Origin of the sequence: Caldimonas manganoxidans ATCC BAA-369, assembly GCF_000381125.1 — a bacterium.
Taxonomy (GTDB): domain Bacteria; phylum Pseudomonadota; class Gammaproteobacteria; order Burkholderiales; family Burkholderiaceae_C; genus Caldimonas; species Caldimonas manganoxidans.
Window position 1 is genome coordinate 1 of record NZ_KB905963.1, and the last position, 13,679, is coordinate 13,679.

11 protein-coding genes and 1 pseudogene are annotated in these 13,679 nt (G+C 63.9%); 11 read left to right on the forward strand and 1 reads right to left on the reverse strand.

The genetic code is table 11. From position 1 onward, the window contains the following. A partial coding sequence (locus F615_RS0114630; protein WP_019561925.1) for a two-partner secretion domain-containing protein occupies nt 1-3,016 on the reverse strand: 3,016 nt, incomplete at its 3' end. A gap of 143 nt (nt 3,017-3,159) precedes the next feature. Between F615_RS0114630 and F615_RS19530 the strand changes: the two genes are divergently transcribed. From F615_RS19530 to F615_RS0114685, 11 genes and pseudogenes are all read left to right on the forward strand, one after another. Beyond that, the gene (locus F615_RS19530; RefSeq protein WP_019561926.1) at nt 3,160-4,116 is read left to right on the forward strand and encodes a helix-turn-helix domain-containing protein; all 957 of its coding nucleotides are present in this window, start codon (nt 3,160-3,162) and stop codon (nt 4,114-4,116) included. Between the two features lie 9 nt (nt 4,117-4,125). Further along, a pseudogene (locus F615_RS18755) lies at nt 4,126-4,293 on the forward strand (helix-turn-helix domain-containing protein); the annotation flags it as partial. Between the two features lie 417 nt (nt 4,294-4,710). Beyond that, entirely contained in the window at nt 4,711-5,667 is a 957-nt protein-coding gene (locus tag F615_RS0114645; protein WP_019561928.1) for a YcjF family protein, read from the forward strand. Nucleotides 5,668-5,673: 6 nt separating this feature from the next. Beyond that, entirely contained in the window at nt 5,674-6,234 is a 561-nt protein-coding gene (locus F615_RS18760) for a 2'-5' RNA ligase family protein (RefSeq protein ID WP_019561929.1), read from the forward strand. 102 nt (nt 6,235-6,336) lie between these two features. Then, nucleotides 6,337-6,558, forward strand: coding sequence for a hypothetical protein (locus F615_RS0114655; protein ID WP_033371608.1), 222 nt, complete (start codon nt 6,337-6,339; stop codon nt 6,556-6,558). Further along, nucleotides 6,555-7,163, forward strand: a complete 609-nt coding sequence (tadA, locus tag F615_RS0114660) for a tRNA adenosine(34) deaminase TadA (RefSeq protein WP_019561931.1) — start codon at nt 6,555-6,557, stop codon at nt 7,161-7,163. The genes F615_RS0114655 and tadA overlap by 4 nt, the downstream gene beginning before the upstream one ends. Then, nucleotides 7,111-8,076: an LD-carboxypeptidase gene (locus tag F615_RS0114665; RefSeq protein WP_083932488.1), complete on the forward strand. Its 966-nt coding sequence runs from the start codon at nt 7,111-7,113 to the stop codon at nt 8,074-8,076. Before tadA ends, F615_RS0114665 begins: the two co-directional genes overlap by 53 nt. 58 nt (nt 8,077-8,134) lie before the next feature. Beyond that, the gene (locus F615_RS0114670; RefSeq protein ID WP_019561933.1) at nt 8,135-9,919 is read left to right on the forward strand and encodes an extracellular solute-binding protein; all 1,785 of its coding nucleotides are present in this window, start codon (nt 8,135-8,137) and stop codon (nt 9,917-9,919) included. A gap of 5 nt (nt 9,920-9,924) precedes the next feature. Further along, nucleotides 9,925-10,953 carry a microcin C ABC transporter permease YejB gene (locus F615_RS0114675; RefSeq protein WP_026330353.1) on the forward strand — a complete coding sequence of 343 codons (1,029 nt, stop codon included), beginning with the start codon at nt 9,925-9,927 and terminating at the stop codon, nt 10,951-10,953. Further along, nucleotides 10,937-12,049 carry an ABC transporter permease gene (locus tag F615_RS18765; RefSeq protein ID WP_083932489.1) on the forward strand — a complete coding sequence of 371 codons (1,113 nt, stop codon included), beginning with the start codon at nt 10,937-10,939 and terminating at the stop codon, nt 12,047-12,049. The genes F615_RS0114675 and F615_RS18765 overlap by 17 nt, the downstream gene beginning before the upstream one ends. After that, on the forward strand, nt 12,046-13,671 hold the full coding sequence (locus F615_RS0114685) for an ABC transporter ATP-binding protein (RefSeq protein ID WP_019561936.1): 1,626 nt from the start codon (nt 12,046-12,048) through the stop codon (nt 13,669-13,671). The genes F615_RS18765 and F615_RS0114685 overlap by 4 nt, the downstream gene beginning before the upstream one ends. The last annotated feature ends 8 nt before the right edge of the window (nt 13,672-13,679 follow it).

Here is a 13,679-nt window from a genome sequence, read left to right on the forward strand (position 1 = left end):
CGCCAGAGAAACCACCGCCAGCTGCGGTCAGGATGGTCAGATCCGCGCCGACGTAAGCAATGGCGTAGTTGGGGTTGTGGGCATCGTCCACCGTGCCTTGCTGGATGGCATAGCTGCCCACGGCTTCGCCCGGAACGCGACTGAGGCTGCCGGCCAAGGTGTCACCTGCGACCAGACCGCAGGGGGACGAAGCCGTGCCGCAGCCGGTGGTGTAGGTCAGCGCCGGGTCGCTTTGGCCTTGTGTCTTGCTCTTGGCGTCCGCCGTGACCGTGACCGGACGAGGCGTGATGGTGAGCGTACCCGGCGCGTAGCTGATGTCGTAACCAGATTGGCTGGTGGAATACAGGCCCGAAGCCGTGAGCGTGTAGGTGCCGACGTCCTTCGAGGTCACGCCGTTCACGCTGGCCGTGCCGAGCAGGGTGCTATCGGGCGTGGTGGAATAGCTCACGCCGAGAGCGTTGATGGTGCCGTCGTAAGTGCGGCTGCCGGAATTGGCGGTGACGGTGAGGGGCGTGAGGAAGGCGCGCAGCAGGGGATAACTGTTGCCATCGTAGATGCGCCAGACCTTGCCCGTGCCGCCGGCATCGTCGATGTTCCAGACTGCGGGGTAAGTGGCAAGTTGCTTCAGTTCGGCACTGGTCTTCGCCGTGCCGTTGCCGTTGCCGCTCCAGGTGAGGCCAGAAGCACCGCCGTTGTTAATGGAATTGCCATTTGTGTCAGTGGTGGCGTAGAAGCTGGCGGTGATGGTGCCTCCTGTTTTGTTCCCAATCAGCCCGCCCAAACTGCCATTGCCGGATACCGTGCCCGCAGCGTAGCTTTGGCTGATGCTGCCACCGGTTTGTTCTCCCACCAATCCGCCAACTTTGTTGTTGCCATCCGCGTTGCCGCTGGCATAGCTATCGCTGATGGTGCCGCCGCTTTGCCAGCCAACCAGCCCTCCGACAGCGTCCCCTGAGCTTGAGGTGGCACCAGTGGCGTAGCTTTCCGTGATGGTTCCGGAGTTTTTTCCAACAAGTCCCCCAGCAGTGCTGCTAGTCAAATATGCAGCGCTCACTTTGCCGGTGGAAAAGCTCTGTTTGATGGTGCCGGAGTTTGTTCCCACCAACCCGCCGACCTCAGTCTGGGCCAATGCCATGGCGGAGGTGGTACTCGGATTCATGGCGTAGCTTTGGACGATGGTGCCGCCATTGGTTCCGACCAAAGTACCGACAGAACCTATGCCGCTCACGCTGGGGGTGGCGAGTCCCACGTTGGCGATGCGCGCCGCTGAAGCGGTGACGCCGAACAACCCCACGTTATAGGACGAAGTCGCGATCCTCGAGATGCGGAGAGTCTGGACCGTATGCCCCAGCCCGTCGAAGCGGCCGGTGAAGTTGTTTGTGCTGTTGCCGATGGGCTGGAAACCCGCGCCGCTGTTCCAGGCGCTGGTGGCGCTGGCATTGATGTCCGCCCCCAAAGCGAAGTTGCCGGTAAGGTTGCCTTGCATGCCTTGAAGGTCGCTGCCCGTAGTCGATCCTGCGCTCCCTAGGCTGGTGATCACCGTCCAGGTGATGGGGGTGCCGAACCAGCCGAGTTTGGTGGTGAAGTTGTTGCCCGCTTGCAGGTTGATTCTGCCGGTAAAGCCCGAGCCGGTGAGGCCGAAGGAGTAGGTGGCCGCGGTGCCGCCAATGACACCAGAGGGACTCCCCTGCCCGTATTGGAACGCCACCTTGCCGCCTGCGCCGCTGGATGCGTCGATGGTTGCGAGGACTTCGATGTTGCGATAGGCAGACAGGGTAAGCGTGTTGCCCGAGCTCCAGGTGATGTTGTCCCGGACGAAGATGTCGCCGTTGCCGGAGGTGCCACTGCCACAACCCGTGAGCCCCGTGCAGGCGGGGGTGGTGCTTGTGGTCTGGATCGTGACATTGCCACTGGCCAGCGCGGTAGAGACCGCGCTACCGGTGATATCCCCACCGCTTGCCGCAATGGTGAAGTCATTGGGGTCGATGAGCCAGTGGCCGGCCTTGACCTGGGCACCATCGGCCACCTTGACCCTGGCGGCGCTGGTTTCGATGAAGCCGCCTTGGGCGCCGCTTGCGGCCGCCGCTGCGGTGGGGCTGGCATCGAGCGTGCCGGCAACCCGCACCTCGCCCTGCGCCATGTCGCCCATCAGGTAAATCTCGCCCTTGTCATCGACCGAAAGGCTCTTCGCTTCAGTAATGCCCGTGTGGTTGATGACGCTGCGGGTGAGACTCTCCGCTGCCTTGGCGGCGAGATAGACAAGCCCCCCATCGGCCTTGATGGCACCACCTTGTTCGATCAAGGTATCGAGCGCCCCTTCTTCGACCTGGATTTTCACCGGCCCGCCCAGATCGAGCGTGACGGTCTTGCCGGCCCCCATGAGGACGTTGCCCTGCGGGGCGGTGATGGTGCCGGTGTTTTCGATCTTGGCGGCGATGAAGGCGGCAGTGCCCCCGGGCGCGGTCTGGATGTTGCCCTGGTTGATGACGCTGGCAGCCGAGTCGCCGCTGAAGCGATAGCGTCCGGCCAGGAAGTCTTCGTTGGAAAGGTTCAAGGTGGAAGTGACGATTCCCCCGACATTGACCTGCGCCGTGGGGGTAAAGAGCACGCCGTTGGGGTTGATCAGAAACACCTGCCCGTTGGCGTTCAAGGCCCCCTGGATCACCGAGACGTCGGAGCCCAGCACGCGGTTCAAGGCCACAGCCGATGCAGAGGGCTGCACGAAGTTGACGGTATGCCCCTGGCCGATCGAGAAGCTCTGCCAGTTCGCGGCCATCTTGGCCGTGTCTTGCGTCACGGTCATCACCGTGCCGCTTTGCGTGATGCTGCCCGAGCCGGCAACGATCTGCCCGCCGGTGGGGAGGTCGGCCGCGAAAGCCGGCGCCGAGAGGAGGGCGGCGACAGCGATGACGGCGCCGCTGCGCATGCCACGGGCACGGGCGTATTCGCAGACGGCGATGAAGGCCTGATGGATGTCGCTCCAGATCAGGCGATAGACATGATTGAGACCGTGCACGGCTGTCTCCTCCTTGGCGTTGCGAGTCGCACTTCGCCGATTATTTGGAATAGAAGCAAACTCGTCTTGCCTGGGAGTGCACAGGCCTTGTCTGTAAGCGAACAGCGCTTCTAAAATGCCATTGATATACAGAGGGGGCGGGAATGGAGGCTCTGTTTTCCACAGAATCGTTTGCGCCGCAGGAGCGCTTCGAACGCTGGTCGGAAGCCTTTGTGCAGGCGAGCGGCTGGCCGTTTCCGGCTGACCCCCTCGAGCCGGCACGGTTCCAGGCCAAGGTGACCGGTGCCCTGGTGGGCGCAACGCCGCTGCTCGCCCAACGGGCAAGCCCTTACCGTTTGCGCTATGGCAAGCGCGAGATCTCCGCGGCGCAGGATCGCCCCACCGCGCTTTTGCTGCTATGCCAGGCGGGCGAGTTGCGCATCGAGGCCAAAGGCGAGTGGCTGCGCCTCCGTCCCGGCGAAATGGTGCTGCTGGATCTGGCGCAGCCGATCGTTTGCCACACGCTGGGCGAGAGCCACACGCTGAAGATACCGCTCGATCGCGGACGCATCAGTCCTTTCAGGGGACCTCCTCTTGCGCGGCACTGGCGCCCAGGTGAGGGGCTTATGCCGCTGGTCACGGCCTATGTCGGTGCACTCACCCGCTTGCCGCGCGAGGAATTGGCCAGGCACGGGGCGCTGTTGTCTGAACAACTGCACGCCCTGGTCGGATCAGCGCTGCTTCAGGATTCCCCAGAGCCGCAAGCGCTCGAGCCCCATTCGCTGGCAGCGGCGCGGCTGGTCTGGATCGAGCGTTGGCTGGATAACCATTACGCCCGTGCTAGCCTGACGGCGGAGCAGGCCGCTCAGGCAGCGGGTATTTCCGTGCGCTATCTGCACCGGCTGTTCGAGACCCGCGGTACGACCTTTTCTGCCTCCCTTCAGTCCAGGCGGCTTGCCGCAGCCAAGTCCGCTTTGGAGAATCCGGCGGATACGCGCACTCTGACGGTTATTGCGCATGATTGCGGGTTTTGCGATGGGGCGCATTTTTCGCGGGTATTCCGAGCAGCATTCGGAATGGCGCCGTCGGATTACCGGATCCAGGCATTGTTGAGAAAGTGAGGAATGCCGCGCATGGGCATTCCGCAACCCAAGGTGTCGGCCATGATGCGGGGAGATTTCTCGAATCTGTCCGAGCGCAAGCTGATGGACTGCTTGAACCGTCTCGGCTATGACATCGAGATCAAGGTTCGATCGGCCGCTGAACCTGTCGGACACGTGACGCTTGCGGTCGCCTGACTTGCGAGCCGGAGCGCGCGCGATCAGGCAACGGCTGGCAGCGACAGGCAAGGATAAGTGGTTGATTGGTGATGGCATTTTTGTTGGTATCTGGTAAAAACGACCGCAAAAATGAAAGATAAATCAATATGTTGGGATTCTCGTTGATGAGTGAGTGGGAGTGACCTGGACCCGGAAGACCCCAAGCGTACAGTTCATCACCCTCGCGGGGAAATGTTCCCAACCGGTGGAACGGATAACGGGGGCAGGTCACGCACGGGTGGTCGCCCTCGAAAGCTCCTCCCCCAGCCCCTCGCTGGGCTCGAGGGGTGGTTCGCTTGCATCGGGCGCCCTGATGGCTGTGCTCGGCAGGGAACCGGCAGCGGTAGGGAACCGGCAGGGCCTCCGGTGGTACCAAAGACGGCCTAGGAGACCCGCATGACACCAGAAGAAACCCGTACCATCGTGACGATCAGCCTGCTGGCGGCGTTTGCCGACGGACAGAAGCATGAACGTGAGCGTGCCGAGATCCGGCGCATTGCCGAAGGACTGGCCGGCGAAGGGGGCCTCCATGTGCCCTCGTTGGTGCAGGACGTGCTGATGAAGCGCGTGACGGTCGGCTCGGCTGCCGCTGTGCTGTCCAGCCCCGAGTCGCGTCAGCTGGCTTACGAGATGGCCGTGGGCGTGTGTGATGCCGATGGGGCCCAATCGCCGGCCGAGCAGGCGTTTCTGGCCGAGCTGGCCCGGGTTCTGGGTTTGGAGGCCGGCGTGGCCGCCACGATTTCGCAGCAAGCCGAAACGTTGGCCACCGTGCCGATGAGCGCGCCCGCCTCGGCACCAGTCCCGGCGTCCACGGCGGCAACCGCCCAGGCGGCTGTGAACGAGGCGGAGCTGGATTCGGCCATCCTGAATGCGGCCATTCTCAACGGGGCCCTGGAGCTGTTGCCGGAATCGATTTCGACCCTGGCCATCATTCCGTTGCAAATGAAGTTGGTCTACCGCATTGGCAAGGCCTACGGCTATGAGCTGGACCGCGGGCATATCAAGGACTTCCTTGCCACGGCGGGAGTGGGTTTGACCTCTCAGTATCTGGAGCAGGCCGGGCGCAAGCTGATCGGCGGCCTGTTGGGCTCGGTGGGCGGGGGGCTGTTGCGCGGCCTGGGCAAGCAGGCCGTCAGCTCGGGCATGAGCTTTGCCACCACCTACGCCCTGGGCCATGTGGCCAAGCGTTACTACGCCGGTGGACGGGTGTTGTCGGCCCAGATGCTCAAAGACGCTTATGCGGGCATGACGCGCGAGGCGCAGGGCTTGCACGCGCGTTACTTGCCGCAGATGCAGCAGCGGGCGCGCACGCTGGATGCCGCACAAGTGATGAATCTGGTGCGTCAGGGCTGATGGGTCATGGGCGGGCCGTCCTCATCGGCGAAGCGCGACGGCGACAGTCTGTTTTTCGCGTTGCTGCCGCCAGCTCAGGCACAAGACCGTATCCAGGCCGTGGTGGACGCGCTGGCGCGCCGGGGCTTGCAGCTACGGCGTCCCGTGCCCAGGTCTTTGTGGCATCTCACGCTGCTCTTTGTCGGCCGTGTCGGCCGGTTGCCCGATGATGTCGTGGACAGAGCTTTGGCCCTGGGCGCTGCAGTTCGGATGCAAGCGCTGTCCGTCACGCTCGATCGTTTGCTGAGCTTCGATGCTCGCCCTGGAGCCCATCCTTTGGTGTTGGCCACCGAGGGTGGCGACGGACCGTTGAGGCAGCTGCACCAGGCGTTGGTGCAACAGGGGCAGAGGCTGGGCTTGGCCTGCGCATCGGCAGGCTTCACGCCCCATCTCACCCTGGGGCGTGAAGCGGTGAAGCTGCCGCCCGAGCCTGTGGAGCCCATCGAGTGGCAGGCCCGTGGGTTCGTGCTGATGCGCAGTCTGGTGGGGCTGCGCCGTCACGTGGTGCTGGGGCGATGGGAGTCGTGAGGACGGGATGAGCGGCGGCAGCGCGACAGGCGAGGTCGCCCCGAGCCTGTTTCGGGCGGGATCATGCTAGAAACGGGGCTTCGCCAGAATCCGTTTCCATCGATGCGAATCCTTTTCAGTCTTGCAGCCGTGCTGATCGTTTTGGCCGTGCTCGCCGTGCTGGCCAAGCAGCAGCTGAGCTCGGTGACGCTGCCGGCTGCGCCGGCTGGTCCGTCTTCGGCGGCGTCAGCGCCTCTGCGAGGCAGTCCGTCGCAGCAGCTCGAACAGTTTCGTCAAGGTCTGGATCAGGCCTTGCAGCAGCCGGCGCGCAAGGTGGACGAATGAGCGACGAGCAGCGTCTTCACGACGAGTACGCCATGCGCATTGCCCTGGACCAGGCCCACAACGCTTGGTTGGTGGGCGAGGTTCCGGTGGGCGCGGTGCTGATGCGCGAGGGCAAGGTGATCGCAACCGGCTACAACCGGCCCATCACCGAACACGATCCCACGGCCCATGCCGAGATCGTCGCGCTGCGCCATGCTGCCCAATTGCTTGGCAATTACCGCCTGCCGGAGTGCGAGCTTTACGTCACGCTCGAACCCTGCGCGATGTGTGCGATGGCCTTGATGCATGCACGCCTCAGGCGTGTGGTGTTCGGCGCCGCCGACCCCAAGACAGGGGCGGCTGGCTCAGTGCTGAATCTGTTTGCCGAAAGTCGGCTCAACCACCATACCCAGGTGCATGGTGGTGTGTTGGCACAAGCCTGCGGGCAAGTGCTGCGTGACTTTTTTGCCGAGCGGCGCGCCGCTTACCGGCAGCGCCGGCAAGCCGAGAGCTTGCCCTCACCGCGGGATCAGGCGGCCGTGGGTCACGAGCCCATTCCGACCGGTGAGGTCCATGAGTTTTCCGATTTGGAGCCCCCCGTTGAAGGTCCACGATCACGATCATGAACACGCACAGGCCGCCTCGGCCCCCCGCACGCTGAAGTTGTTTTCGCCGTCGGGCGTGGTGGCGCATCGTGCCGTGGCCCGGCGGGCCATGGCAAGGCTGCGCCGACTTGGTTTCGAGGTGAGCCTGGATGAGGATGCGCTGGCGCGGCACCAGCGCTTTGCCGGGGATGATGACACCCGCCTGGCCGCCGTGCACCGCGTGGCCGACGGCCGCAGTGATGTGGCGATGGCGCTACGGGGTGGGTACGGCTTGACCCGGCTGTTGGATCGTCTGGACTACCGCCGCATCGGGCGCAGCATCGAGCGGGGGACCCGCTGGGTCGGTCACAGCGATTTCACGACCTTGCAATTGGCCTTGCTGGCCCATGGGGTGGAGGGGGTGACCTACGCCGGGCCGATGGCCTGCTTTGATTTCGGCGCCGAGCAGGTGGACGAGGTGACGCAGGATTGCTTTCTCGAAGCCATGCGGGGCGAGCTCGAAGCGGTGGGTTTTCGCACCGAGGCGGGTTTCGATGGGCTGGAGGTCAAAGGGCGGCTGTGGGGGGGCAATCTGTGCATGGTCAACGCTTTGTTGGGCACGCCGCACTGGCCCCGGGTCAAGGGGGGCATTCTGTTTCTGGAAGACGTGAACGAGCACCCCTATCGGATCGAACGAGACTTGTTGCAACTGCACCAAGCCGGCGTGCTGGATGCGCAAAAAGCCGTCGTGCTGGGCCGCTTCACCGATTTCAAGCCATCGCCTCTGGACCGGGGGTACTCGCTGAAGTCGGTGGTGGCCCATGTGCGCAGCCTCACGCGCACGCCGGTGCTCACGGGCTTGCCGTTTGGCCATGTGGCCACCAAAGTCACGCTGCCGGTGGGGGCGAAAGTGCAGCTGGTGGTGCAAGGGCGCGACGCCTTGATCGCATGGTGAATGCTTCTGGAGCGTTGCCCGGGGCCCAGGCCCGCGGGCTTCATGCAGAATGTGGCGCATGAGAAGCCTGTGGGGTCTGCTGCTGTGGTGCGCGGCGCTGCCGGTGTGGGCGGCTCATGGATACGCCTTGTGGGGCGATCTCAAGTACCCAGCCGGATTTGCGCATTTCGACTATGTCAATCCCGATGCTCCCAAGGGCGGTGAGCTGCGCTTGGTGAGCAACCTGCGGGTGTCGACGTTCGACAAGTACAACCCGTTCACCTTGCGGGGCAGTGCGCCAGCGTATTTGTCAGCGTTGATGTTCGAGTCCTTGCTGATCGGCTCGCTGGACGAGACGGCCAGTGGCTACGGCTTGTTGGCCGAAAGCGTGGAGGTGGCGCCCGATGGGTTGAGTGCGGTCTTCCGGCTGCGGCGTGAAGCCCGCTTCCACAACGGATCGCCGGTGCTGGCCAAGGATGTCAAGCACAGTTTCGAGGTCTTGATGGGGCCGCACACCTCGCCGGCCTACAAGACGTTGCTGGCCGACGTGGCTGGGCTCGACGTGCTGGACGAACGCACCGTGCGCTATCGCTTCTCACGGCCCAACCGTGAGCTGCCGCTGACGGTGGGCGGGCTGCCCGTGTTCAGCCATGAGTGGGGGCAGGGCAAGCCCTTCGACCAAGTGGTGATGGACACGCCCATCGGCAGCGGACCCTACCGCATCGGTCCGGTGCGGTTTGGCAAGGACATCACGTACGTACGCGACCCCAACTACTGGGGGCGGAATTTGAATGTGCGCCGCGGGACGGTGAACTTCGATCGCATCACGGTCAAGATCTACAAGGACAACACCGCGCGGCTGGAAGCTCTCAAAGCCGGCGAGTTCGACATGATGCGGTTTTTCTCGGCCGGGGACTGGACGCGGCGCGTCACCGGCCGGCGCTTCGATTCGGGTGAATTGGTCAAAGGCGAGTTCCAGCACCGCTTGCCTTCGGGCTTCCAGAGTTTCGTGCTCAATACCAGGCGCGACAAGCTCAAGGACCCCCGAGTCCGCGAGGCCCTCGGTCTGGCCTTCGATTTCGAGTGGATGAACCGGATGCTCTTCTACAACAGCTACCAACGGGTGACGGGGCTGTTTGGCAACACGGCCTGCCAGGCTCGGGGCGAGCCCTCGGCACAGGAGCGGGCCTTGCTCGAGCCCTGGCGCGACCGTTTGCCGGCGGCCGTCTTCGGCCCCATGTATCAGCCGCCACGCACCGACGGCGAGCATTCGCTGCGGGACAATTTGCGCCGTGCCAAGGCCTTGCTGGCTGCAGCGGGCTGGACGGTGCAAGACGGTGTGCTGCGCAATGCCCAGGGCGAAGCGATGGTGCTGGAATATCTAGACAGCAACGAAGCCGGTGCGCGCATCGTGATGCCCTGGGCTCGCAACCTGGAGAAGCTGGGCATCCGGTTGATCTATCGAGCCGTGGATTTCGCGCTGTTTCAGCAGCGGCTGCGGGAGTTCGATTTCGACATCACGACCATTGCGTTCCAAGGCACGCACAACCCCGGCAGCGAGTATGCGGACTTGTTTGGCAGCCAAGCAGCTCGAACGCCAGACTCTGGCAATTTGGCAGGCGTCAGCCACCCTGCGGTGGACGCGCTGATCGACCGCATGAGTGCTGCGCGCACCCAGGCTGAGCTGCTGCCTGCGTGTCGAGCGCTGGACCGGGTGATCGCGTATGGGCATTACCTGATCCCGCAATGGACGGCGCCGACTCACCGAATTGCCTACAACCAGTGGCGCCTGGCGCGTCCGCAAACGGTGCCGCCATACATCCAAGGCGAGGACTGGGTCATGTTCACCTGGTGGGCAAAGTGACAGCCATGTGGTCTTACATCCTCAAGCGCGTGCTGCTGATGATTCCCACCCTGCTGGGGGTGCTGCTCATCACCTTCGTCGTGGTGCAGTTCGTGCCCGGTGGCCCGATAGAGCAATATCTGGCCGAAGCCCGTGCCGTCCCCGGGGGCGGCGGCGAGGCCGGCGCCTTGGCTTATCGTGGGGCCCAGGGGGTCGACCGCAAGCGCCTGGAAGAGATCAAGGCGCTCTACGGCTTCGACAAGCCTGCCCACGAACGCTTCTTGCAAATGCTCGGCCAGTTCATGCGCTTCGATCTGGGGAAGAGCTTCTTCCAGAACAAGGACGTGTGGACGCTGATCGTCGAAAAGCTGCCAGTGTCCATCAGCTTGGGGATGTGGACTTTTCTGCTGAGTTACGGCGTGGCCGTGCCTTTGGGCGTGGCCAAGGCGGTGCGCTCCGGCACGCGCTTCGACCTCGTGACCACGCTGCTGGTGCTGGTGGGCTATGCGATTCCTGGCTTCGTGCTTGGAGTGGCCTTGCTGGTGATCTTCGGTGGACAGCTCCAGTGGTTCCCCCTGCGCGGCCTGACCTCGGACAACTGGGAAGATCTGAGCTGGGGGGCGCGCATCGTCGATTACCTGTGGCACATCACCCTGCCCGTGACGGCCATGGTGCTGGGCAGTTTTGCCGTGACCACCATGCTCACCAAGAACGCCTTCCTGGAGGAGATTCGCAAGCAGTACGTGCTGACGGCGCGTGCCAAGGGCCTGGGCGAGCGCCAAGTGCTGTGGAAGCATGTCTTTCGAAACGCCCTGATCCCCATCGTCACGGGCTTTCCCGCAGCCTTCGTGGGGGCGTTCTTCACGGGCGCCTTGCTGATCGAGACCCTGTTCTCTTTGGATGGCCTGGGCTTGTTGAGTTACGAAAGCGTGATCCGGCGTGACTACCCCGTCGTGCTGGGCACGCTGTACCTGTTCACGCTGATTGGCCTGGTCACCAAGCTGATCAGCGACCTCTGTTACGTCTGGGTGGATCCACGTGTCAAGTTCGATTGACCCCGTGCCAGTTGCCGCCTCGAACAGCCCCAGCCGGCGGGCCTGGCGCCGCTTTCGTCACAACCGGCTTGGTTTTTGGAGTTTGGTGATCTTCTGCACCTTGGTCGTTCTCAGCCTGTTTGCCGAGGTGTTGTCGAATGACCGACCGCTGCTGGTGCGTTACGAGGGCCGCTTTTATCTGCCGTTGTTGCATGATTACCCAGAGACGGTCTTCGGTGGCGACTTCGAGACGCCCACTGACTATCTGGACCCGTTCATCCGCGAGCGGCTCAGCCAAGGGGGCAACTGGGCGATCTATCCGCCCAACCCGTATGGCCCACGCACGATCAACTATTTCGCCAAGGAACCCAACCCCGCGGGCCCGTCGCGTGACAACTGGCTGGGCACCGACGATCGAGGGCGAGACATGGTGGCCCAGCTGATCTACGGCTTTCGGGTGAGCGTGCTGTTTGCGCTGGCGCTGACGGCCATTGGCGTCGTTCTGGGGGTGGTGGCCGGGGCCGTGCAGGGTTACTTCGGCGGACGCATCGACCTGACCATGCAGCGGCTCATCGAGATCTGGGCCTCGATGCCGGAGCTCTATTTGCTCATCATCTTCAGCGCGATGTTCGCGCCCAGCCTTGGATTGCTGCTGGTGCTGCTGAGTCTGTTCGGCTGGATGGGCTTGTCGGATTACGTACGGGCCGAGTTCCTGCGCAACCGGCAGATGGACTATGTGCGCTCGGCCCGTGCCCTGGGCGTGGGCAATCTGCAGATCATCTGGCGTCACATTCTGCCCAACAGCCTCACGCCCGTGGTGACTTTCCTGCCCTTTCGCATGAGTGCGGCCATTTTGGCGCTGACCTCGCTCGACTTTTTGGGCTTGGGGGTGCCGCCTGACACGCCATCGCTGGGTCAGCTGCTCAATCAGGGCAAGGCCAACATCGATGCCTGGTGGATTTCCTTGTCCACCTTCGGTGTGTTGGTGCTGACCTTGCTGTTGCTGACTTTCATGGGCGATGCGCTGCGCAATGCCTTGGATCCGCGCATGCCTGATCCGCCCGAAGCCCAGCCGCGCCCGTCCATGCCGAGCATGACCCAGGAGGCGCAGGCATGAGCGATGCACTGTTGGAGGTGCGCGGACTGCGCGTGAGCTTTGGCGGCAAGGAAGTGGTGCATGGTGTGGACCTGCATGTGCGGCCTGGCGAGAAACTGGCTCTGGTGGGCGAATCGGGCTCGGGCAAGACCGTCACGGCCTTGAGCCTGCTGCGCCTGGTGCCCTCGGCCCAGGTGCACGGACAGGTCTGGTTGCAAGGGGCTCAGGGCGACCGACGCGATCTGTTGTCGCTCGACGAGCGGGCACTGCGCGCCGTTCGAGGCGAGGATGTCGCCGTGATTTTTCAGGAGCCGATGACGGCCCTCAATCCGCTGTACACCGTGGGCGATCAGATCGTCGAAGTGCTGCAGCTCAAAAAAGGGCTGAGCACGGCGCACGCTTGGGACAGGGCGGTGCAATTGCTGGCCGACACAGGCATCTCCGAGCCGGAACGCCGTGCGCGGGCCTATCCGCATCAGCTGTCCGGCGGGCAGCGTCAACGCGCCATGATCGCCATGGCCTTGGCCGGTGAACCGCGCCTGTTGCTGGCCGACGAACCCACCACGGCGCTGGACGTGACCTTGCGTGTGCAAATCCTGGATCTGTTGGATGATTTGCAGCGTCGCCGCGGCATGGCCGTGCTGATGATCACCCACGACCTGCACCTGGTGCGCCGCTTTGCCGACCGGGTGGCCGTGATGGAAAGCGGCCATCTCGTGGAAGAAGGCACGGTGGCCGAGGTCTTTGGCCGCCCGCGGCATCCCTATACCCGCAAACTGATCGACAGCCGACCCGAGCGCGATGTGGTCGAGGGCGTGAGCGCCTCATCCGCACAGGACGATTTGTTGCGCACCCGGTCGCTGCGGGTGGTCTATCCCGTTCCAAGGCCTGGCTTGCGAGGCTGGTTCCGTCGCGGTGAGTTCGTGGCCGTTCGCAGTGCGAGCCTGAACTTGGCCCCGCGTCAGACCTTGGGGGTGATCGGTGAATCGGGATCGGGCAAATCCACCCTGGCCATGGCCGTGCTGGGGTTGGTGCCCAGCTCAGGCGAGCTGCGCCTGGCAGGTGCCTCCTGGCAAGGCTCGCCACGGGCCGACCGTCCTTTGCGGCGGGTGGCCCAGGTGGTCTTTCAGGATCCGTTTTCGTCGCTGTCGCCTCGCATGACGGTCGAGGAACTCATTGGCGAGGGGCTGCGGGTGCACGAGCCGGCCTTGGATGCCCATGCCCGACGCGAGCGCGTGCGCCAGACCTTGGCCGATGTGGGCCTTACCGAAGCGCAGTTTCCAGGCTTGCTTGCCCGTTATCCGCATGAGTTCTCCGGTGGGCAGCGGCAGCGCTTGGCGATTGCGCGCGCGCTGATCGTCAGACCTCAGCTGCTGGTGCTGGACGAACCCACCAGCGCGCTGGATGTGACCATCCAGAAGCAGGTTCTTGCCCTGTTGCAGCGCCTGCAGCGTGAGCACGGCCTGGCGTATCTGCTGATCACCCACGATGTGGATGTGATCCGTGCGATGGCCCACCACGTGATCGTGATGAAGGACGGTGAAGTGGTCGAGTCCGGCCAGATGCACGAAGTGCTCGATGCCCCACGGCATCCTTACACCCGGCGGCTCGTGGCCGCGGCGAGCGTGCCGAACCCTGCTTGAGAGGGTCG

Excerpts from the sequence above, each read along its gene's own strand:
- F615_RS19530 (WP_019561926.1), top strand. The coding sequence starts at position 3,160 with ATGGAGGCTCTGTTTTCCACAGAATCGTTTGCGCCGCAGGAGCGCTTC.
- F615_RS0114645 (WP_019561928.1), top strand. The coding sequence starts at position 4,711 with ATGACACCAGAAGAAACCCGTACCATCGTGACGATCAGCCTGCTGGCG.
- F615_RS18760 (WP_019561929.1), top strand. The coding sequence starts at position 5,674 with ATGGGCGGGCCGTCCTCATCGGCGAAGCGCGACGGCGACAGTCTGTTT.
- F615_RS0114655 (WP_033371608.1), top strand. The coding sequence starts at position 6,337 with ATGCGAATCCTTTTCAGTCTTGCAGCCGTGCTGATCGTTTTGGCCGTG.
- tadA (WP_019561931.1), top strand. The coding sequence starts at position 6,555 with ATGAGCGACGAGCAGCGTCTTCACGACGAGTACGCCATGCGCATTGCC.
- F615_RS0114665 (WP_083932488.1), top strand. The coding sequence starts at position 7,111 with ATGAGTTTTCCGATTTGGAGCCCCCCGTTGAAGGTCCACGATCACGAT.
- F615_RS0114670 (WP_019561933.1), top strand. The coding sequence starts at position 8,135 with ATGAGAAGCCTGTGGGGTCTGCTGCTGTGGTGCGCGGCGCTGCCGGTG.
- F615_RS0114675 (WP_026330353.1), top strand. The coding sequence starts at position 9,925 with ATGTGGTCTTACATCCTCAAGCGCGTGCTGCTGATGATTCCCACCCTG.
- F615_RS0114685 (WP_019561936.1), top strand. The coding sequence starts at position 12,046 with ATGAGCGATGCACTGTTGGAGGTGCGCGGACTGCGCGTGAGCTTTGGC.